Below are 22,851 nucleotides of genomic sequence, written 5' to 3'. Positions count from 1 at the left end.
GTCTAACTCCTGAGTTGGTTATGCAGTGGAAGACAGACTCTAAAAGTTGTGCCAACTCCAACTTGACTGGCTAACATAATCCTACCCTGATGTAAATCTACACACCTTTTGACAATTGTTAACCCTAAACCCGTACCTGTGATATTACTCACATTGGTTGCCCGATGGAAAGGCTCAAACAATCTGCTTTGATCTTCTACCGGAATGCCGCAGCCTTGGTCTTGAATTTGAAAAATAGCCTCTCCATTATGGTAAGCGAGTTCAAAACAAATAACTCTGCTCTTGGGTGAATACCTAATCGCATTCGAGAGCAAATTGCTCAGAATTTGCCGCAACAGTTTTTTATCTATGCAAGCCATGAGGACAGGGTATTGGCTGACAAAGACAATTGTGTGTTCAGCATCTATCAGTTGGATCTCGGCGACCAAGGCGCGGCAGAACTCTACTAGCTCAAGCGGTGCCGGATTAAACTCTAGTCTACCTGCTTCTGCTTTACCTATCGTTAGCACATCATTTAACAACTGGTTCATGTGCTGCACAGAAGATTGAATCAAATGTAGTTGTTGTATTTTTTCCTCTGGACTCCATTGTTCGCCGTAATATTCAAGTAGTTCGGCGGAAGATAAAATCACGCTCAACGGTGTGCGGAACTCGTGAGAAGTTATGGAGACAAAGCGAGATTTAAGTTCGCTGAGTTCTTTTTCTTTGTTCAAAGCATTAAGAATTTCTTCTTCTGCCCGTTTGCGCTCGGTTATGTCTATGCACGAGCCGATGTAACCAGCAAAGCTACCATCGGGTGTATTGCGTGGGATACCCATATCGATAACCCAACGATAATTACCATCAGCACGCCTGAGACGATATTCCGCCTGCACTTGTTGGCGGTCATGGAAGGCTGAATAATAGGTGTCTATAAAACTATATAAATCATCAGGATGTATGCTTTCCATCCAACCGTTGTTTAATTCTTGTTCGAGGCTGCGTCCAGTAAAATCTAGCCAAGCTTTGTTAAAAAATGTACTAACACCGTTAACCTCTGCCACCCAAATCATTGCAGGTACAGTATCAGCCATAGTCCGGAAGCGTTGTTCACTCTCGCGCAAAGCTTCTTCCATCTTTTTGCGCTCAGTCACATCGAGAATTAGGGACAGCACTGATACTAATTTGCCTGATTCATCTAATAGCGCTGAATTGTACCATTCGCAATAAACAACTGAGCCATCCTTGGTGTAATTGCGATTTCGCGATACATTACGTTGTTCGCTGCTGTCGATTAACCGCGCCATCGTGCTATTAACAGTTTTTATATCAGAGGCAAAGATAAACTGCCATTTATTCGGATTTAATCCTAAAACTTCGTCGCTGTGCCAGCCGAAAACTTTTTCCGCTTCCGGCGACCAACGGGACACACGAAAGTTTGAATCCCATTCTATGACTGCTAAGGGCGAATTTTCAAAATGAAAATTCAGTCTTTGGAGTGCATCACGCAGCGCTTGTTCGGTCTGTTTTTGAGTTGTAATGTCACGAGAAACAGCTAATACAGACTCAACTGAACCATCACGATTAAATTCGGGAACGAGACGAGATTGATAGTATTTATAACCGTATTGTATCGGAGAATGCCATTCAATAATCCATTCCTCTTTGATGTCTAAAACGTGTTGAATACTCTGTTGAAAGTAAGTGGAAGTTTCTGGCGGTAATTCTAACTTTGAAGGCTTTTGACCGATAATTGTTTGGGGGGAGATTCCCATTGACCTTTCTACAGCTGAGTTGATGTAAATATGTCGAAATTCCCGGTCAAATCGGGCAATGATGTCAGGAGAATTTTCAGCTAATGCTTTGAATTCTTGTTCGCGGCGGTGTAGTTCTGCTTCGGCAAGTTTGCGTAGCGTAGTTTGCCGTAGGCTTTCGCTTATATCTTCTACTGTGCCAACATGACCGATGAGTTCGTCTTGATCTGAGAACATGGGGGACGAGCGAACGTGAACCCAACGCACGATTCCCTCTCGTACAAGCAGGCGAAACTCTGATGCGTATTCTCTGCCTTCACGAGTATATGCTAACCAATCGGAGAAAACGCGATCGCGTTCTTCCGGATGAACAAACTGCAACCATCCTTCTGCTAAACTCTCCTCAAAAGTGCAGCCACAGATAGCTTGATAACAGGGGTTGGTGTAGGTACAGTTACCGTAGATATCTGTTAAAAAAATTCCCACAGGTGAACAAGCACTCAAACAGCGAAACCGTTCCTCACTTTCTCGCAACGCATCCTCTAATAGCTTGTGTTCTGTAATATCGCGGCTGAAGCACCGTGTATGAATAAACTTGCCGTCTTCCCATAACACATTTGAGTCAATAAGAACATACTTAATTGATCCATCTTTACAACGAAGTTGAGCTTGATAGTTATGCAGCGTTTCATTTCTACTTAACCGTTGCAGAATGTCATTAATTACTTCAGGATTGGCGTGGAACTCGCTAATATGGTGTCCTAAATATTCCTCCCGCGTGTATCCTAGAAGGTTTAGTTCAGCTTGATTCACCCGCAGAATGTTCCCATTTGCTCCTACCCAGTGCAAACTCACAGTAGCATTCTCGAAGAAATCAGAAAGTTGCTGTTCGCTACGGCATAGTGCTGACTCCGCCTGCTGACGTTCCATAATTTCTTGTCGCAGTTGATTGTTAGCTTCTCTTAATGCAGTAGTACGTTGTTCAACTCGGATTTCTAGATTTTCATTAGCTTGCTTCAGTGCAGCTTCAGCAGCTTTGCGTTCTGTGATATCGCGGGAATTGACAACAATGCCTGCTACAAATGGGTTAGTCAGCAAGTTGCTAGCAGTTGACTCAAGCGCACACCAAGATCCGTTTTGATGTCGCCAACGGTACTCTATCGTTAAGGTCATGCCTGGATTTTGAATAAACTCATGGAAAATTTTAATTAGATTACTAACATCTTCTAAATGAACTAAATCAAAACAATTTTGACCTATCAAATCTTTTGGCTTGTATCCTAAAATTTTTTCAATCGAGTCGCTTTCATATTGAATGATTCCATCTCTATCAAGAATCGTGATAATATCCGAACTATTTTGAATCAGGGAACGGAATTTAGCTTCACTTGCAGCCAGTGCTTCCTCAGCCAACTTACGCTCAGTAATTTCTGCGGAAATACCAAGAATGCCGATAAAATTCCCTTCCGCATCGTGAATAGGCGCGTTATTAACCATCACTGGGAAGCAAGAGCCGTCTCGACGTTGAATTAGAAATTCTCCTAACCAACTCTCACCAAGCTGTAAGCGGGACATAATCTCAAATGCTTGCTCTTTTGAAACCTGCGCCGGAGTAACGTTGATAATATTTTGTCCTAATACTTCCGCTGCTAACCAGCCATATAATGTTTCTGCATATCGGTTCCAATAGATAATTGTGCCATCTAAATTAGTTGCAATAACTGCTTGTCCAACTGCATCTAGTAGACGCGATTGAAAATATATTTTTCTTTCAGCAACTTTGCAAGCCGGAATTTCTTGCCCAATTACAATGACTCCAGAAGCTACGCCTTCGGTATTCATTAAACGGGTAATGTTCCAATTTAATATGCGTTTACGTCCATCACGGCTCAAAATTATATTTTCAAAATCTTTGGAGGGTTCTCCTGCTAGTACCTTATTTATATTGGCAATGACGGTAGCCCGAACTGTTTCAGGTAAGAATAACTCAATATAGTTTTTCCCTAGAACTTCTTCCCTTTTCCAGCCATAAATACATTCGGCTTGAAGATTCCACTCGACAATTTGATAGCTGAGTGACAGGCAAATAATTACGCTTCCAGCAGTTTGAATCAGAGAAGGAAACCTTGGCTCGCTTTCACGCAGAGCATCAGAGGCTCGCTGATACTCATTGAGTTCATTTTGCGCCTGTTGAAGTTGTTGTTGAAGTTGCAAGAGTGCAGCGTTTAAAGAAGTGATAACTGCCCTCTGTTCTACTGTGCGTTCCTGTACCTGTTTTTCTAGTTCAGTATTGTAGTAATGCAGTAGTTTAGCTTTTTCGGCTTTTAGCTGACGGATTAATTGCGGCGTTAGCGCAGCCTGTACAGAGCGTACTTGCCTTCTCAATCTACGCATATTTTTCTGAGTTTTTTTATCTACGTTGTCTCAAAGTTAGCCTTGTGACCACCTAAGAAGCAAGAATAGACTTGTTGCAATCAGCCCTGAACTAAAGTACTCTTCAAGAAGCCGCTTCGCGTCTACGGGCTGAAAACTCAATAGGACTTACGCACTTGGAACCAGGAAATCAATTTCCTGGCTAAAAGCCCAAGTCAGTTGAAACTGACTAAAAAGCCTCAAACCAACCCATTTCAATGGGTTTGAGCTTTGAGCCGGAACTTTAGTTCAAGGCAAGTGGGTAAGTTATGACTCAAGTTTGTTAAAACAAACTGAAATGCTTGCTTTATATGCGATCGCGCAAACTGGGTTCAGTTTTTGGTATTTTCGATTTGCCTTACCACAGTAAGGGCTGAATAACTAACGCCTGCTGTACCTTCGCCGGGATGGGTGGAGTCGCCCACTAGCCACAAATGATTTACAGGTGTACGATTGGCAAAGCCAAAGGGGCCGAAGGTGGAAACTCTTTGCCCAATACCGCCAACAATACCGCGATCGCGACCTGTGAAATTGGCAAAGGTGCGGGGTGTAGCGGCTTCTTGATGCACAATAGTTTCCGGTTTCAGGTGGAAGAATTGCCCAAGGTGTGCGATCGCATCCTCAGTATACTTTCGCTTCAGTTCTTCATAATCCTCGCATTGCCACCAATTTCGGGTATCAACGAAGGAAGACGCGATGATAGTTGCTTTCCCCTCTGGTGCGCGACCATCGAATGGGTGGCTAACTGAAACAAATAAAGAGTTATTCTCCCCAATCGGGCCATCATAGTCATAAAGAAACTGCAAGTGAGGCGGACATCCTGGGGGAATAGCGCTCTCATCTACACCCAGATACACCACAAACGCTCCCGATGAGGGGGGAAGTTTATCTACTCGATGACGATATCGATTTTGGATTGGGAATTGGGGAAATGCTTCTTGTGTTTCTGTGTCCAACAGCTGCGTCAGATTTTGCACAGTAACATTTGCTACAACGTGGTCGGCGGGTTCTGTCCAAACTTCGTTGGTTTTTTGATTGCGAATGACGACAGCAGTAGCTTTACCATTTGTGGTGTGGATGCGTTCTACTGTGTGGCGCATCAACAGTTTGCCACCGTCTCGCTCTAAAGAGGAGACTAAGCGATCGCTCAAAACCTGCATACTACCCTTTAGATGAAATAATCCCTGCGGTTCCTGGGAAACACTCAAAGCTGTTGCTGCGTATAACAAAGCTGTACTTTGAGCATCCACCTGGGAATAAAGCTTTAGCTGCAAATCCAGAAACGTCCTCAAACGTTGATTATCACCCAGCCCGTATAGCCGCAACGCATCCCCCACCGTCAAAAAAGTGTAAGGCAGAGTAACCAAAGTACCTGGACGAACTGCTTTTGCCAGTTGCCAGAAATCCCACAAATTTCGTGGCGGTAGCACCGGATCGCGAGATTGAAACGCCCAACTTGCTTTAAAAAGAGTTGCCAACAGTTCCCAAAACGGTTCGCTTCCCGGAAACTGTCGAGTTCGTTCAAGCTTCCACTTTTCGGGGTCTCGCCAAACATTAATCGGTGACGTTTCCCCCGGTAGATACACTGCACAAGCTGGATCGCAAGGTGTCGCCGCTGGTAGTTCAATTTCTAACTCATTAAAAATCCGGTGATGAATTCCCCCTGGTTCTAGTCCAGCAACTTGCGTAGCTCCCACATCAAAGGTAAATCCTTTGCGTTTAAATGTGGAAGCACATCCCCCAGGCACCAGCGCTTGATCCAAAACTAATACTTGGTAGCCTCGACGAGCAAGTAACGCCGCAGCTGTCAAACCACCAATTCCCGCACCGATAACGACAATGCGATCGCTTGCCATAACATTATCTTTTACATTTCTTCATACTACTTAATGATATGAGCAAATCTGGGTAATTTCCATAACCGTCTCTTTACCCAAACTTTATAAGCTGTTGTGTAGCCTTACAAAAGTGAAATGGTATAAGTTATTAGCGATCGCATCCCACAAACCCAGCTAAGCTTAATAGTAAATTACATTAAGTTTAGTTTTCCTGCTAGCGAAGCTACCTATCTTTACTCTGGTTAATCGGGATTTCAATCCAGAACTCGGTTCCTTCTCCTACTTCCGAGAAACACTTCAGGACTCCGCCGTGCTTCTCAACCACAATTTGATAGCTGATAGATAAGCCCAATCCTGCCCCTTTGCCAACGGGTTTAGTAGTAAAGAAGGGGTCAAACAGCTTAGGTTTCACTTCTGAAGGGATACCTGGGCCGTTGTCTCGAATCCGAATCACTACACGAGGGTTGTCGTCATTTGCTAAAACCTCAGTGCGAATCTTAATAGAAATTGGGGGTTCAGTGCTAAAAATTGGAGGTTTTTGGTATCCCCGTACAAAACTCGGCTGCAAATTTTCTATAGTCCTAATAGCTAAATTCTGATAGCTGTACTCCTCCAGAGCATCAATTGCATTGGCAATGATATTCATAAATACCTGATTTATCTGCCCACCGTAACACTGCACGAGGGGCAAATCTCCGTACTCTTTAATCAGCTCAATTCCCGGATTTCCCAGCTTTGCTTTCAGTCGATGCTGTAAAATCAGCAGCGTACTATCTAGCCCTTCGTGAATATTAAGCTGCTTACTTTCAGCTTGATCGCTGCGAGAGAAGTTCTGCAAGCTAAGGACAATTTGGCGAATGCGGTCTGCTCCCAGTTTCATCGACGACAGCATTTTAGATAAGTCTTCTCGCACGAAATCTAAGTCAATACTTTCCTGTTGAACTTGGATTTCTGGTACTGGCTGAGGATAATAATGCTGGTATAGGTGTAGCAAGTGCAGCAAATCTTGAGTATATTGATCTGCATAAGTCAAATTGCCGTAAATGAAGCTGACTGGGTTATTAATTTCGTGAGCAACACCTGCAACTAATTGCCCCAAACTAGACATTTTTTCACTTTGAACCATTTGGGATTGAGTGTTTTGCAGCTTTTGCATTGCTGTTTCCAACTCAGTCGTTTGTTGTCGTAGAAAAGCAATTAATTGCTTTTGTGCAGCTTCCGATTGCCGCAACGCCTCAATAGCTTGCTTGCGCTCCGTAATATCTTCGGAAATGCCCAATAGATATCGCGGTCTTCCTGATTCGTCGAGAAGCGGTATTTTCCTAGTGAGAAATATTCTTAAACCTCTATGTTTGGTCTGAATTTGTTGTTCGGAAATATCCAAAAGTTTTTGTTTTCCCAGCACTCTGCGCTCGTGAGCTGTTAACAAATCAGCTTGTTCTTCTGCAAATAAGTCGTAGTCATTTTTGCCGATTACATCTTCTTTCAAATAGCCAGTTATTTCTTCGCTGGCTTTGTTACAGTAGAGAAAGCGCAGGTCATTAGCTTCTTTGATGAAAACCCCAATTGGCAGGTTTTCTACTACAGAATTAAGGAAATTTTGGAGATGCCGCGTTTCTTCTTCTGCCTGCTTGCGCTCTCTAATTTCACTTTCTAATTTTTGATTGGTCTGCAATAGCTCTTCGGTGCGCTTTGCTACCAAAGATTCCAAGTTGGCGTTTACTTTGAAAAGATCAGCATTCGCCTGCTCTAGCTGGTTTTGGGTATCGGCGAGGAGCAAGGGGTCTTCGCCGAATATCGAGTAGTAAAGCCTTAGAGCAATTAAGGTTCCAGCGGCTAGAACAGTTATTAGGTCAATGCTTGCTTGAATTGCAAAAATGGTTGAGGCGCTTTCATGTCCGCCTACAGCTAGGGCGACGTGGGCTGAATGTCCAAGAGCGCCGCTGAAGAAAACTGCGATAGTTGCCAGTAAAAGAGGATTGCTGAGTAGATGCTGCCTTCGTATAAGACCCTGAAATATTAAGAATGCAATTGTATAATAACACGCGGCAATGAAAGTATTTGTACTTAGATAAAGTACACTCAGCATCAGTAAAACTTACTCCTGTTAGGATAAATTCTAGTTTCAATCTAACTAACTAGCAAGAGTATCTGTCTAGAGGTTGAGAAAAACGTTAAAGTTTTTGGTTACTTTAAAAAGGGGCATTAAAAAAAGTAGTTTAAAGATAGGAAATTTCATATTTTTAAAGTAGGGAAAGATACAATAAGTGGCAAATTTATTTAAAATTTTTTGAAAGATAAAATAATAATTATTTATTTTGAGTAGCTTGACGAATTGAATCAGAAGAGAAATAGGCTTGCCTTGCAAAAGCGATCGCTATCCCAAAAGCTGAGATAGTTGGCACGGGGACGCTGCCCCAGACTGGTTAAAATAAAAAAAGAAACAGTAGAACAACACATGACCTCAACCCTGTTCCAAATCGCACCTGCACCCGCTCCCACCCTGCACAAGTTGCCCAACGGTCTAACCATTGTGGCTCAGCAGATGCCTCTTGAGGCTGTGAATCTCAACATTTGGCTAAACGTCGGCTCATGTGTTGAGTCAGATCCCATCAACGGAATGGCTCACTTTTTGGAACACATGGTTTTTAAAGGGACACCGCAGCTAAAAAGTGGGGAATTTGAGCTACTGATTGAACAGCGGGGTGCGGTGACAAACGCAGCTACCAGCCAAGATTACACTCACTACTACATCACATCTGCCCCTAAAGATTTTGCCCAGTTGGCACCATTGCAGCTGGATGTGGTACTGAATCCCAGCATTCCAGATGATGCCTTTGAAAGAGAGCGATTGGTAGTTTTAGAAGAAATTCGCCGTTCGGAAGATAATCCCCGTCGCCGTACTTTCCAACAAGCGATGGAAGTGGCATTTGAACAGTTGCCGTACCGCCGTCCGGTACTGGGGCCAGCATCGGTAATTGAGCAGTTGACGGCGCAGCAGATGCGCGATTTCCACGCCAGCAACTATCAACCCCAGGCGATGACAGCGGCGGTAGTGGGGAATTTGCCTGTAGAAGAATTAATTGAAATAGTGGCAGAGGGATTTTCCACACACGGTAGTCAAACAACAAACAACAAACAAGAAATAACAAGCAACCCTGAAGCAGCTTTTAAAGAAATTGTGCGGCGCGAGTATGTTGACGAAAGTGTACAGCAGGCGCGGCTGGTGATGGTTTGGCGAGTGCCAGGATTAAAGCAACTGTCCGAAACTTACCCGCTGGATGTGTTGGCGGTGATTTTGGGACAAGGCCGGATGTCGCGACTATTTAGGGATTTGCGAGAAGATAGACACCTGGTATCGCATATTGGGGTGAGCAATATGAGCCAGCAGCTTCAGGGAGTATTTTATATTGGGGCGCAGTTACCTGTGGAGAATGTGGCAGAGGTAGAAGCAGCGATCGCGCAGCACATCCGCACCTTACAATCTGAGCTAGTAACCCAAGCTGAGATGTCCCGCGTCCGGACACAAGTGGCGAATCGGTTTATTTTTGGGAATGAATCCCCAAGCGATCGCGCTAACTTGTACGGTTATTATCATTCTCTAATGGGTGACTTAGAGCCAGCCCTAACTTACCCGGCGCGAATTCAAAGCCTTGATGCTGAAGACCTTCGCGTAGCTGCTCAACAGCATCTTTCCCCAGATGCTTACGGTGTAGTTGTCGTTAAGCCAGCATAATTTTTTTTAAGCGCAAAGAAGAAACCCTCTAGCTATGCAAAGAGGGTTTCTTTTTTGCGTAGCGGTAAATTGTAGTGAAGCGTTACAGCACTCGCCAAGGCGATTAGAACAAATGCACTCTACCTTTTGGTATACAGAATGGGTGACACCATCAATCGCCGGAAAGAGGCATAGCAACCAGAGTGGTCTTTTTCATTAGTCAGACCTCGGCGTGAAATGCTTGCTGTGTCAAGACTATACTTTCTTTGGCTCTTAGTTTCCCTTTAAGTCTTGTTAGCCAATTACTGAAACTCAAATCCGCTGTTATTCAAGTAGTGACGTATACACTGGATTGTTGCTATAAGTCCCTCTAAAGAATTTCTTATAGATTCTTCTGAAGACAGAGAATAGTAGCTGCCAAGGCAAATACTATGAATGTGTACCGAGTGATTGGTGAATGGAGACACAGAATTCAAAAGACGCGATCGCAGCCGACAAAAAACAGTCTTGAATTGTAGTTAAAGATAGAGCCAGCCCGTAATTAAATCTATGGTGAAAGGGGACACTTTCAACCTATCACTCAAAAATACAGACAGACTGAGATTTGAGTTTAGGTAGCCCTTTTTACCACTATCAAAGCGCCTCTGGCTTTTTTCGGTCGTTCAATTGGACTTTCATTTGCATCAATTACAATTACTTTCCTAGCTTAGTCGTGGTAATGTAATTGGTTTTTTTTCGGCAGATTGAAGACTCCTCAGAGAACCCTCGTCTCTAATTTTCGCATCCTTATAAAACAGATAGTGGATGAATCACGAACTTCCCAAGGTTGAACAAGGTGGAAGTATGTAGGGTATCGTACCTTACTCCAGGTTAGTGACAACTTGATCTTTGATACTTAATTGATTAAGTTGACCTGATTTCTTCTTTCTCTGTTCTACGTGTCATACCCTACTTACCCTGTGGCTAAACGTTTCCTTGTGATGCCACAGAGTACGCTTGAAATTTCGCACTTTGAGAATTTTTTTTTACTTTTTGTAGGTCATGAGCTATACGCAGACTGACCTACTTCTTTTACCCCATTATCACACTTATTAAGAAAAATCATGGTTAACTTACTGAAGCCGCCCAGTGTTTCAAGTTCTCACCTCGGTAGTGTAACTGCTTTGTGGAGAGAAGGGTCTCCTTACGACAGGAGGGCGCTTAAGACTGGTATCGTCCATTTCGGGCCGGGTCGTTTTTTTCGGGGACACCTCGCCTACATAATACATAACTATCTTTCACAGAAGGGTTCCCAAGAGCAGAGGTGGGGGATTTGTGGGGTTAGCCTCAAGAGTCAACGCACCATTAATAGGTTGAAACCGCAGAGATTCCTTTACTCGTTGACCAAACACTCTAGTTGCGCTAAAAATCGTGAGGAAGCGGAAGTTATCGGTTCTATCAAGGAAATCGTTAATGGTAGAGAGAAGTGCGACTATGTGCTTGAAAAGATGGCGTCTCCCTCTGTGCATCTGGTGACTCTGACAATTACTCAAGGGGGCTACCATCTAGACAAGAGTTTTAATCTCGACACAACGAATGAAGACATCGCGCACGATCTGCAAAATCCTTCCACTCCTACTACTGCAATTGGCTTTATCGTAGAGGCGCTGCGGCGACGACGCGATCGCTCAATGGCACCCTTCACCACACTTTCTTGCGACAACCTCCCAAGAAACGGGGAGATCCTGCGAAAAGCAGTGCTAGCTTACGCTGAACAGATCGATCCTCAGCTGGCAGAATACATTAGGGATAACGCGACCTTCCCTAATTCGGTGGTAGACAGGATTGTGCCTCAAGAACAGGAATCCGACTATAGCTACCCCAACCGACTGTTGCAAGTTCGCGATCGCAGCCCCATTGTGACGGAACCATTTTGGCAGTTTGTCGTGGAGGACAACTTCACAGGCGATCGACCCAACTGGGAAGATGCGGGAGTCATTATGACCAAAGACATCACTCCCTTCCTGTATATGAAGTCGAGATTCTTAAATGCAGTACACTCCTTCATCGCCTGTTTAGCTGTAAGAGCAGGTATAGAGTATATGCACGAGGCGATCGCCCAACCGGAATTCAACTTGTTTACTCGGCAGCTCATGGACGATATCGCAGCAGCAACACCCGTGCCTCGCGAGATGTGCGAACAATATATGGAGCAGGTGTTACTAAGACTGAGTAACGAGGCTCTTCCGGATACTACTGAGAGAATCGCTTCAGAAACAGCGAGGAAAGTAGGCAAGTATATATTTCCGATACTTGAGGATGCTTATAGCCGAAAGGTCAGCATGAAGCGGATTATACTTCCCGTTGCGGCATGGCTTCTTGCAGTCAGAGAGGGAGCGTGTGAGTCTGGTCAGGCCTATCATGCCAAGGATACCGAAAGCGCAATTACAGCGATTCAAGAAGGCGCAGTGATTAGCGGCATTCTGGGATTAGAGAATTGCGAACAGACAGAGGTCGTAGATAATGAATGCCACCAAGCTTTGCGAGATATCCAGACCCACGGACTATTGACTACGCTTAAAAATCACAGTGAGGGAGGTCTTTTAAATGAAACCGTTTCAGCATGATAAGTTGGTACTTTTCGATCATGACGGAACTGTTGTTGATAGTGAAACCATCGCCCTTAAGAGCGCGTGGAAGCTGACAAATGAAGTGGCTCGTGAGTTTGCTGGCGCTCAACACTATGAGCTTGAGGGCTTTGTTAAAAGCTTCGCCGGCAAACCTTACAGGGAAATACTCAAGAAGATCTACCCAGACTCATCAACCACTCTTAATGAGCGCGATATTGACAGGCTAGTGGCTCAAGAAGAAAAGAGAGCGATTGAACGGCTTAGTGTAGAGGCAAAAGCGACGGTCGGAACGCCGGAAGTGCTGTCTTCCCTGCGCGACGACGGATTTGAATATGCGCTAGTAAGTAACAGCAGCTTACAGCGGCTGAGTGCTTGCCTTGGTGCAACTGCCCTAACTGACTATTTCCCAAGCGAGCGGATCTTTAGCGCTCACGACTCTCTCCCCGTTCCGCGACCTAAGCCGCTTCCTGACATCTATATATATGCAGTGAAATGTTTGGGCGCTGAAGTTTCGGATTGCGTGGCAATTGAAGATTCTCTCAGTGGGGTAAAGTCTGCCGTTGCTGCTGGAATTGGGCAGATTATCGGTTATGTAGGGGGAACTCATATAAGCGAGAACGAAAGAAGAAGCCGTGCAGATGCTCTTCAATCGGCTGGTGCCCACCAAGTTATCGAGCGGATGCACGACCTTATCGGGATATTGTCAGCAATGCCAGTCTAGGACGTGTCTGCTTTCCCCGGAGATCCCCCCCAGCCCCCCTTGAAAAAGGGGGGAGCAGGAATCTTAGTCCCCCTTAAAAAGGGGGATGCAAGGGGGATCTTCCTTTCCTTGAGCGCAATAACAAGTAGTTTGCAGAGACGCCTTAGTAAGATGGGGCATCAGGCGATCGCTTGATGCCCTTAGCAGGATGTGTGAAAAGTTAGATTTTGTTAAGAATAGCCTGGGCGACAACTTCCTCGGAGATCGGTCTGGCGCTCGACTTGCTATGCAGAGCCGCCAAAATTGACTCCACCTTTTTCACCCCTTCTGCAATACCGATAATAAGCCGTCATCACAAGGTCATAAATTAAGATGAACAGCAATACCAGCACAGGCTCAACAATCAAGCTGAATGAAGCATCCCTGTTTCATTTACCTGGAAACGTGCGCGTACCCAAGTACGATCGCCATCAAATTACTAATGGAATTGTGCATATTGGGGTTGGTGGATTTCATAAATCGCATCAAGCGCTCTATCTCGATGATTATTTCCATCAGAATCCGGGTAGTGATTGGGGAATCTGTGGTGTTGGATTGCTGGACTATGACTATGACAGGCGTATGCGGGATGCACTTCTGTCCCAAGATTGTTTGTATACCTTAGTTGAGCGATCGCCTGAGTGCGATCGCGCTCGAATCATCGGTTCAATCACTCGCTACCTGTTTGCACCAGACAATCGTCAAGCAGTTATTGAAGCATTAGCAGATCCCAAATGCCGAATTGTTACTCTAACGATTACTGAAAGCGGCTACTACTATATTGAAGGAAGTGGCGAATTCAATGTGAACCACCCAACGATTCAGCACGATTGGCAACATCCTGACCAACCAATCGGGACATACGGTTTTTTGACAGCCGCACTCGAAAAGCGACGTAACCAGGGGTTGCCGCCCTTTACCGTTCTATCCTGCGACAATATCCAGGGCAACGGCAACATGGTGCGGAAAATGCTCACGACATTTGCCCAAATGCGCGATCCAGAGTTGGGACGTTGGATTGCTGAACACGTAGCCTTTCCCAACTGCATGGTCGATCGCATTACTCCGATGACAGCCCCAGCAGATATCAAAATGGTGGCCCAACAGTTTGGTATTGATGATGCGTTTCCCGGTGTTGCGGAGCCTTTCATCCAGTGGGTAATCGAAGATACTTTTTGTGCAGGTAGACCTGATTGGGAAGCCGTTGGCATACAGATGACGAGCGATGTTCATCCCTACGAGATGATGAAAATTCGCCTGCTTAACGCCAGTCATATGCTGATTGGCTATCTCGGCTCTCTGGCAGGTTATACCTACGTTTATGAAGTCATGGCCGATCCCTTGTTTAAGCAAGCAGTCGCAAACTTGATGGACGAGGTGACGCCAACACTCCAATCCGTTCCTGGGATTGATTTAGACGATTATAAAAAGACTTTAATTGAACGGTTTTCCAATCCCAAAATTCGCGATCAGCTGCCGCGCCTGTGCCTGAATGGATCGGCTAAAATTCCTAAGTTTGTTTTAGGGTCGCTCCGCGATCAATTACAACTTGGAGGTGCGATCGATTACCTAAGTTTAACGATTGCTGCTTGGTGTCGCTATCTCAATGGTTATGACGACCAAAATCGTCCGATCGCCATTGATGAGCTATTAGCTGATATGCTCACTCAACAAGCTCGCTCAGGTAAAACAGATCCCACACCCTTCCTCAGCATATTTGAGATTTTTGGAGATTTAGTAGAGTCGCCACGTTTCGTCGAGACTGTTGCTGACAAGTTGAGCAGTTTGCATGAGGTTGGTGCTAAAGGAACACTCGTCCGATTCTCGCACGCACAGTAATGGCATTATCAACTTAAGCTGCGATTTTTGCTTTATTAAGCAACAAGTCTAATTTTGAATTCTTAATTTGTATTGAGGATTAGCCTAATGCTGCTTGGCATAGATTTAGGAACAGGCTCTGCTAAGGCATTGCTCCTAGCGACAGACGGAACCGCTATAGGTGAGGCATCAAGCTCCTATCCTGTTCATGCACCCCAACCTGGATGGGCAGAATCGGAGCCAGGGGATTGGTGGTTAGGTGTTGGCGAGGCTGTGAGGAAGGCAGTAGGAAATCATGCCGATCGAGTACAGGCGATCGCACTTTCAGGACAGATGCATGGTGTTGTCCTAGCAGAAGAGTCGGGTCAGCCCCTGCGTCCTGCTATCCTCTGGGCAGATACTCGCTCTAGTGCCACCCTTAATACTTATCATTCGCTCGATGCCGCTATTCTAGAGCGATTGGGCAACCCGATTACGGCTGGAATGGCGGGCCCCACTTTGTTGTGGCTACGAGAACACGAGGCTACTGTCTACACCGAAGCGCGTTGGGCACTCCAGCCAAAAGATTGGCTGCGGTTACGGATGACTGGAGAAGTCGCAACCGAACCATCTGATGCTAGTGGTACTTTGCTTTACGATGTTGTGTCGGACAACTGGGCAGAAGATGCAATCTCAGGCCTGAATCTACGTTGTGATTGGTTACCAAAAATTATCCCCTCTAGTGCGATCGCAGGTTATCTAACAACTGTTGCTTCAGAGCATCTTGGCTTAAGAGTTGGTTTACCCGTTATCGCTGGTGCTGCGGATACGGCAGCGGCGGCACTTGGTAACGGACTACTAGAGCCTGGATTAGTTCAACTAACCATCGGCACAGGCGCTCAAATCATTACACCTCGCTCGCAACCGATTATCGATCCTCATGGTCGTACACATCTCTATCGAGCCGCCGTACCTAACGGGTGGTACACCCTTGCAGCCATGCAAAATGCGGGGTTAGCGCTTGAGTGGGTGCGAGGTATCCTGGGCTTGAGCTGGGAGCAAGTCTATACTCAAGCCTTTACTGTTCCCCCAGGATGTGAAGGGTTGACATTTTTGCCATACCTTACAGGTGAGCGAACTCCACATCTTGACCCCTATGTACGCGGGGCATGGGTGGGGCTTGGGCTTCATCACACACAGGCGCACCTGATGCGGGCGGCTTTAGAGGGAGTTGCTTTTGCCTTGCGACAAGGTTTTGAGGCACTTGAGGCAACAGGTTTTAAAGCGACACAACTGCGTTTAGCAGGCGGTGGAACGGCAGAAATGCCTTGGAAACAATTACTGACTGATGTATTGAAAATACCTCTCTATGCAACTACCGTTGCTGCTGCTTCCGGGCGGGGTGCTGCTCTACTGGCGGGTATCGGAATTGGCATATACGCAGATGCTAATGACACGAGCAAACTGGCAGCCACACCAATGCTTGCTGCAACTCCCCAATCACTTGATTGGGTTCTAGAAGAGGCTTGGATGCGATATGAATCTTTGTATCCACGGCTACAAAAATCAGATAAAAATATATGACTCAAGGAGGTAGCACTAGAAGGTATCTACAATTAAATTCTTAATTGGCGAGGCTGTTTAACATCAGTCAACGAAAGAAGCGCGTTTACTAAGAGAATAGGTAGACATTATGAATATAGTAGGTGGAATAAACCTTCCTAAATCAGCCGACACTTCTGATTTATACATACAGTGTAATGAAGCTGCATCTTTAAACTACCAGGAAGATGACAAAAAAATTGTCTTACGTCAGGGGGGCATTCTATCCTCAAATTCTTATTTCAATTCATTTTATGAGAAATTTTATACTAAATATACAACTCTTAGCTCTATCTACTATTTGCTGAAACTTGAAGGCGATTTCAAAGTTACTGTTTACCGAGAAGTTAACGGGGAAAATAACAAAGAGATTATTTCTCAAGATAACTTTGAAAATTGTCAATTTTCAGAATCTGTCAAAATTCCCCCAATCAATCTCCTTCAAGATGAAAACGCTGGCAGAATATATTTTGAAATAACCTGTTCTAGTGAGCAGGGTGCTTTTAAAGAGGCGTGGATAGCAACTGATGAAAATAAAACTAGAGACGTATCATTGGGAATTATCATTTGTACCTTCAAAAAAGAGGATTATATAAAAAATACCTTAACTGCGATTTTTCAAGATAAGTTACTAGAAACTAAGGACTTCAAAGTATTTGTTGTTGATAATGGTAGAACTTTAAACGAAGCGGATTTCACACAGCCAAAGCTGAAACTGGTTCCCAATATAAATGCGGGTGGAAGTGGTGGTTTTACTAGAGGGCTAGTTGAAGCTTTAGCGGAGAACACCTCCTCTCACTTTTTGCTGATGGATGATGATATAGAGTTAGAAAGTCAATGTATTTATAGATTGTTTTCTTTGCATGAGTACGCCAAGACTGATTTTGCCGTAGCTGGCGGGCTGCTCAATTTAGAGAAAAAGCATATGTTGTATGAAGCAGGAGCAACGTACAACGAAGATTCTAAAACTAGAGGATTTGCGCCTGGGTCATTAACCGCCGCAAATCATAATATTGATCTACGAAGTTCTAGTTCTCTCAACAGGTTACTGGTGGAAGAACATATAGATTATGGGGGATTTTGGTTTTTCTCTTTTTCTAAAGACGTTGTTGAAAAAATTCAATTGCCGCTGCCTTTATTTATCAAGATAGATGATATAGAGTTTTGTTTAAGAATTAAAGAGCTGGGTAACAAAATAGTAGCTTTTCCCTCTCTGGCTGTGTGGCATCAACCTGCTTCGGCAAAAAAATTAAATTGGGAAACTTATTACTATATTCGCAATGATTTAATAACTTATGCCATCCATTATTCGATAGATTACATGGATACAGTTCAGCATTTTACAAAAGTAATACTTGAGTCTTTATCAAGCTTTGATTATAATCATGCAGAAATGGTTATAAAATCTTTTGAAGACTATATAAAAGGGCCAGGTTTTCTTAAAAACGCTGATCCAGAAGCATTCCATGTAAACATTTTAAAGCTTAGTAAAAGTTATAATAACCAGAATGAGATAGATAAATTAGCTGGTACTCACCTTTTGACTAGGTGGTTTAAAGTTGCTGCTGAAAGTAGTAGTGAATGGTCATCCGTAAGTAGAGAATGGAAAAGTGCTTCAAAGGAGCTGACATCTATTATATTTTGGCGGCAATACCTTGGGCTAAATAACTAAAACTGAGATGATACTACTGAAGGTAGGAAACGCTCAGATGATGGCAACCATTCCAACTATTTCAGGAGTGTTGACATACACCAAAAACGACTGCAACAGATGCAACGAGAACACGGCAATCTCCTGGCCTTTGAGTCGGTTAGTGGCAAGGTTAGTGATTTTTTCACTAAATATTTACTACTACCCTTCTTTGCGTAGCGAGAGCGCTTCCCTTGGCGTTACGAGAGCGTTAAAATTATTTCCATGATGTGGACACAAATAGATGCTCGTATTACTCAGCTGACTGGCGAAAAGTTTCTTTCGTCACAGCGGCGTTCGGTTAGCGGCGGCTGTATCAATCAAGGTTATGCCATCAGCGATGGGCAGCGTACTTATTTTGTTAAACTCAACCAAGCTTCTCTGGTTGATATGTTTGAGGCAGAAGCGTTGGGTTTACAGCAAATGCTGGAAACTAACAGCATCCGCGTCCCAAAACCGATTTGCTGGGGTACTGAAGGCAATTCTGCCTATCTAGTTCTGGAGTGGTTGGAACTAGGACGTGGCAATACCCAATCTTGGGAGAAAATGGGACAGCAATTGGCAGCAATGCACCACTGGGTGGGAAAAGATGCCTTTGGCTGGGACAGAAATAATACGATTGGTTCTACGCCGCAAATCAACACCTGGACAGCAGCTTGGGGAGAATTTTATGTTGAACATCGGCTGGGTTATCAATTTGGGCGGGCGTTGCGTCGCGGCGGTCATTTTCCCAATCAGGAACGGTTACTAGAGGCAATTCCTGAACTATTGGCAGATCGTCAGCCTCAACCATCGTTGGTTCACGGCGATTTGTGGGGGGGAAATGCCAGTTGTACTGTAGAAGGGGAACCTGTGGTTTTTGACCCGGCGGCGTATTATGGCGATCGCGAGGTTGATATTGCGATGACGGAACTTTTTGGCGGTTTCCCAACAGCGTTTTATCGCGGCTATAACGAAGTTTTTCCTTTAGATCCAGGCTACGAGCGGCGGAAACCTCTGTATAATCTGTATCACATTTTGAATCATTTTAATCTTTTTGGCGGCGGTTATGCGTCGCAAGCGTCGGGGATGATTGAACAGATATTGCGTTCAATTTGATGTTGAGCGTAACACGCTATCCTGGCAGGAATAATTTGCTTATGGGAGATTGTCAGGGTCAACGCCAAGCGATCGCAAGTATGCAGCCAACTGTTCAGCCCGAAGACGTTCTTGTTCAGCCCTAAGACGTTCTTGCTGTAACAACAACTCGGCCTGTTCAGCCCGTTGCTGTAGTTCCACTGAAGTTAAAAATCTCTGCCCATCTGGACGATAAATTACCAACTCTCCCTGTCCAGTTGCAAACCGAATTTTTAAGCGGGGACTCGTCCAGCCATCCATTTGCCAAAGTTTTGTTAGATGTTGATCTTGCCGCAACCATCCTTCTAATTCATAGCTTTCTGGGTCATACAGATAGTATTCTTCGACACCGTAAGTATCGTAAAACTCCAGCTTGCGATCCATCTCTTCTTGATTGTTGCTGAGAGAAAGTATCTCAAAAACAACTTGGGGCGGGATATTATCTTCTTGCCACTGACGATAAGAACGACGTTTCCCCTTCTGTCTGCCGAATACAACCATGACATCCGGTGCAGTCGGAGAAACTATCTTGGATTTGACAGGATACCACAGCAAATCTGCCGCAATAAAAACATCGTTAATGGCGGCGAACAAAATCTCTAAATTCTCTTTTATAATGACTATCCAACGATACTGTTCCGTATTGTCTGCCATTGGTTTGCCGTCACTGTCGGGATAGAGTAGATCGGAGTCAAGTTGCGAAAAGATAGTCATCGGATTTTAGCTTGCTCTCGCGCAATAAATTACGACAAAATTTTAAATAGGCTGGAAATAGCGATCGCTATTTTCCAGACTCTTGATTTTTGTCTCTTTTTATCATTTTAAAAATTAATTCTAGACAGAAATTCTGGCACACCCTGAATACCCAGATTAAGGTGAAACACCGCCCCAGCTCCCGCGCCTTCCTCATCGCGGTTGTCACCGCCTGCCGTAGTAACGTAAATATCAGTGTAATCGGGGCCGCCAAAGGTGACGCTTGTCACCTTTTTTGCCGGGAAAGGAATGCGTAAAACTTCTGTACCATCAGGAGTGTAGCGAAACAAATGTCCCCCATCCCAACGCGCCGACCAAATATAACCTTCGGCATCAACAGTCATCCCATCGGGGACACCTTCATCTTCTGGTGTGGTGATGTGAACGCGCTGATTGCTAAGATTGCCGCTAAATTGGTCGTAGTCGAACTTATAAATCTCCCGTTTATCGGAGTCGGTGTGGTAAAGCTGCTTGTGGTCGGGGGTAAATCCCATGCCGTTAGAAACACCCAGACCGTCGAGTATTTGAGTGAGAGAACCGTCTGTATCCATGCGGTAAAGGCGACCGAGACGATTAGGTGCTGGCATCGTCCCACAAAAAACGCGCCCTGCGGGGTCAGCAATTACATCATTAAAGCGGGTTTCGCGTTCGTCGGGAATTTCGGGAATCAGGGTGGTAATTTTCCCCTCTTGCCAGCGCTCAATGGCTCCACGAGCTTTAAATAGAAGTAGTGAACCGTCTTGTTGAATAGTGAAACCACCGACAACTTCCCCAGAGTAAATCTGCTCGTGGGTTTTGCTGGCATAATCGTAGCGAAACAGGCGACCTGTGGGGATGTCACTCCAGTAGAGGCGCTCCTCAAGTGGGTGCCAAAGGGGGCCTTCGGCATTGTGGCATTGGTAGTCTGCGAGGATAGATGGTGTTGCCATTCTTTGAGTATAGGATCAATAGAAAAGTGCAACTGCAATTTTAGAGCATCCCTAGTGAGTAGCGATCGCAATCTTAATTGCTTAATGTTAAGTAGTTAATAGTCCAGGCAATGAGGAAAAGAATTCTAGAAACAATTATTGCGACCTTACAGCCAAAAGACTTTATCTTAGCTTTATGGCAGGGAGGTTCCGCAGCCCACGGTTATACAGATGAGTGGTCAGACATCGATATTGTAGCAATTGTTGAGGACAATTATGTTGAAGAAACATTTAAACTCCTTGAAAAATCTCTCTTAACAATATCGGACATTAAGTTTAATTTTCGAGTTCCTGAACCTACATGGCACGGTCATTCGCAGTGCTTTTATCAGTTAGAAGCAGCAAGTTCCTTCTTATTGATAGATTTTGCAGTAATGAAGCGAAGTAGTCCCAATCAATTTTTAGAGATGGAGCGACATGGAAAAATAGTAGTTGCCTTCGACAAAGCCAATCTCTTAGTTGTACCTCCTTTGAATTTGAGCGAACATTTTTCCAAAATGAAAGCTAGATTCTATCATCTTCAAAATACTTTTGATTTTTTGCAAATATTTGTTAAAAAAGAGATAAATCGCGGACGTTTAGTAGAGGCTATTGCTAACTACCACTCTTACACTCTTCCACCCTTAGTAGAACTTCTGGGAATGGTTTATCGACCTTATAGATACGATTTTCAGACAAAGTATTTTAGTCGAGACTTTCCCCCGGAGGTCATCGCTCGTATGGAACCCCTTTATTGTGTAAAGGATATTGCCGATTTAACAAAAAAACAGCAACTTGCCGAATTGTTTTTTGCGGAAACTTTACCTCGTGCAGAAGAGGTTATAACTAGAGCAAACCTAACTGATTTATGAATTTCTTTTCTCTTCCTTAAGCGCTATCACCAACCCGCTATGTAGCGTCTTTGCGGTTCAGTTAGAAAGCTACGTTCACGCATCAAGTACAATTGCTATAAATTTAACTAAATTTTTCGGAACCAGGCATGACAGAAATTAAAAATGTCAGTGAAACAGCTTTTATCATCGCTGAGCTTAGAGTCGAAGGAAGTGAAGAGAATAATCCTCTTTACACCGATGAAATTGTTAAACTTTTTCTCAATGATGAAACTAAAAAAATTGTTAAGGAGATAGTTAAAACCTTTCCTCCGGCAAAAGATATGGTAAAAATTCGGACAAAATATTTTGATGATGTATTATCAAATCAAATTTCACTTGGTTATCAGCAAGTGGTGATTTTAGGCTCTGGTTTAGATACCCGTGCTGTCAGAAAAGGTACAGAAGACGTGTTTTTTTTTGAAATAGATAATCAAAATACTCTTCTGTTAAAAGAAAAAAGTTTAACTCAAAACCAAATTTCAGCAAATGTGAAATATATTCCTGGGGACTATGTAAAAGACGATTTAATTGCTTTGCTTGCTAGAAATAACTTTGATTTTAATCTACCGACCTATTTTTTATGGGAAGGTAATATTACATATTTAACTGAGGATGAAATAATTTTTGTAGTAAAACAGATTCGGGACAATGTGAAAAGCTTCAAGTTATCCTTGGACTATTTTACAGAAGGAGTAATTTTAAGAACAACTGGGTATCAGGATATAAATGATTACAGAGATGAGTTGGAAAAGATGGGCGCACCGTGGCTGACTGGCTTTGAAAATATTGATAGTTTTGCTAAAAAAATAAACCTAAAAGTTAGCGAAAACTTTTCAACAGCCGATTTATACAAAAGATATCGTCCTCATAGTTCACTAGAATCTAATATTTTCAATTTTTACTTTGTTTGTACTTTAGAAAGTTAAAGTAGGTTGGTTTGATGGATGTATTCCGGGCTTTTGATTAGTTCCGTGAAAGGCGCGATCGCATCTCGCGCTGCTTCGGCT

14 protein-coding genes are annotated in these 22,851 nt (G+C 44.0%); 9 read left to right on the top strand and 5 right to left on the bottom strand.

Features of this window, described 5'->3' with window-relative positions; translation table 11 throughout:
• Positions 1 to 2 precede the first annotated feature (2 nt).
• From H6F74_RS18270 to H6F74_RS18260, 3 genes are all read right to left on the bottom strand, one after another.
• Positions 3 to 4,127 carry a PAS domain S-box protein gene (locus H6F74_RS18270; protein WP_190443624.1) on the bottom strand — a complete coding sequence of 1,375 codons (4,125 nt, stop codon included), beginning with the start codon at positions 4,125 to 4,127 and terminating at the stop codon, positions 3 to 5.
• 350 nt (positions 4,128 to 4,477) lie between these two features.
• The gene (crtD, locus tag H6F74_RS18265; protein WP_190443623.1) at positions 4,478 to 6,001 is read right to left on the bottom strand and encodes a C-3',4' desaturase CrtD; all 1,524 of its coding nucleotides are present in this window, start codon (positions 5,999 to 6,001) and stop codon (positions 4,478 to 4,480) included.
• A gap of 205 nt (positions 6,002 to 6,206) precedes the next feature.
• Entirely contained in the window at positions 6,207 to 8,072 is a 1,866-nt protein-coding gene (locus tag H6F74_RS18260; RefSeq protein ID WP_190443622.1) for an ATP-binding protein, read from the bottom strand.
• A gap of 369 nt (positions 8,073 to 8,441) precedes the next feature.
• On the opposite strand from H6F74_RS18260, the gene H6F74_RS18255 reads away from it, so the two are divergent.
• The 7 genes from H6F74_RS18255 to H6F74_RS18225 all read left to right on the top strand — a co-directional run bounded on the left by H6F74_RS18255 (position 8,442) and on the right by H6F74_RS18225 (position 19,233).
• Complete coding sequence (locus tag H6F74_RS18255) at positions 8,442 to 9,719, top strand: pitrilysin family protein (protein ID WP_190443621.1); 1,278 nt, start codon at positions 8,442 to 8,444, stop codon at positions 9,717 to 9,719.
• Positions 9,720 to 10,801: 1,082 nt separating this feature from the next.
• The gene (locus H6F74_RS18250) at positions 10,802 to 12,304 is read left to right on the top strand and encodes a mannitol dehydrogenase family protein (protein ID WP_190443620.1); all 1,503 of its coding nucleotides are present in this window, start codon (positions 10,802 to 10,804) and stop codon (positions 12,302 to 12,304) included.
• The gene (locus tag H6F74_RS18245) at positions 12,285 to 13,028 is read left to right on the top strand and encodes an HAD family phosphatase (RefSeq protein ID WP_190443619.1); all 744 of its coding nucleotides are present in this window, start codon (positions 12,285 to 12,287) and stop codon (positions 13,026 to 13,028) included. Before H6F74_RS18250 ends, H6F74_RS18245 begins: the two co-directional genes overlap by 20 nt.
• A 351-nt stretch (positions 13,029 to 13,379) precedes the next feature.
• Entirely contained in the window at positions 13,380 to 14,885 is a 1,506-nt protein-coding gene (locus H6F74_RS18240; protein ID WP_190443618.1) for a mannitol dehydrogenase family protein, read from the top strand.
• A gap of 87 nt (positions 14,886 to 14,972) precedes the next feature.
• Complete coding sequence (xylB, locus tag H6F74_RS18235; protein WP_190443617.1) at positions 14,973 to 16,427, top strand: xylulokinase; 1,455 nt, start codon at positions 14,973 to 14,975, stop codon at positions 16,425 to 16,427.
• 109 nt (positions 16,428 to 16,536) lie between these two features.
• Positions 16,537 to 18,117: a glycosyltransferase family 2 protein gene (locus H6F74_RS18230; protein ID WP_190443616.1), complete on the top strand. Its 1,581-nt coding sequence runs from the start codon at positions 16,537 to 16,539 to the stop codon at positions 18,115 to 18,117.
• Positions 18,118 to 18,363: 246 nt separating this feature from the next.
• Positions 18,364 to 19,233, top strand: coding sequence for a fructosamine kinase family protein (locus tag H6F74_RS18225; RefSeq protein ID WP_190443710.1), 870 nt, complete (start codon positions 18,364 to 18,366; stop codon positions 19,231 to 19,233).
• A 39-nt stretch (positions 19,234 to 19,272) separates the two neighbouring features.
• Here the strand turns inward: H6F74_RS18225 and H6F74_RS18220 are convergent, their stop codons facing one another.
• Together H6F74_RS18220 and H6F74_RS18215 are read right to left on the bottom strand one after the other, a co-directional pair.
• Positions 19,273 to 19,965, bottom strand: coding sequence for a Uma2 family endonuclease (locus H6F74_RS18220; RefSeq protein WP_190443615.1), 693 nt, complete (start codon positions 19,963 to 19,965; stop codon positions 19,273 to 19,275).
• Positions 19,966 to 20,072: 107 nt separating this feature from the next.
• The gene (locus H6F74_RS18215) at positions 20,073 to 20,933 is read right to left on the bottom strand and encodes an SMP-30/gluconolactonase/LRE family protein (RefSeq protein WP_190443614.1); all 861 of its coding nucleotides are present in this window, start codon (positions 20,931 to 20,933) and stop codon (positions 20,073 to 20,075) included.
• Positions 20,934 to 21,043: 110 nt separating this feature from the next.
• Here H6F74_RS18215 and H6F74_RS18210 point away from each other — a divergent pair, with 110 nt between their 5' ends.
• Together H6F74_RS18210 and H6F74_RS18205 are read left to right on the top strand one after the other, a co-directional pair.
• On the top strand, positions 21,044 to 21,823 hold the full coding sequence (locus H6F74_RS18210; protein ID WP_190443613.1) for an aminoglycoside 6-adenylyltransferase: 780 nt from the start codon (positions 21,044 to 21,046) through the stop codon (positions 21,821 to 21,823).
• Positions 21,824 to 21,951: 128 nt separating this feature from the next.
• Positions 21,952 to 22,770 carry an SAM-dependent methyltransferase gene (locus H6F74_RS18205; RefSeq protein WP_190443612.1) on the top strand — a complete coding sequence of 273 codons (819 nt, stop codon included), beginning with the start codon at positions 21,952 to 21,954 and terminating at the stop codon, positions 22,768 to 22,770.
• Positions 22,771 to 22,851: the final 81 nt, after the last annotated feature.

This window comes from Trichocoleus sp. FACHB-90 (assembly GCF_014695505.1).
Lineage (GTDB): Bacteria > Cyanobacteriota > Cyanobacteriia > Cyanobacteriales > FACHB-T130 > Funiculus > Funiculus sociatus.
The sequence above is the reverse complement of the archived record's forward strand: the minus strand, read 5'-3'. Positions and strand labels throughout refer to the sequence as shown.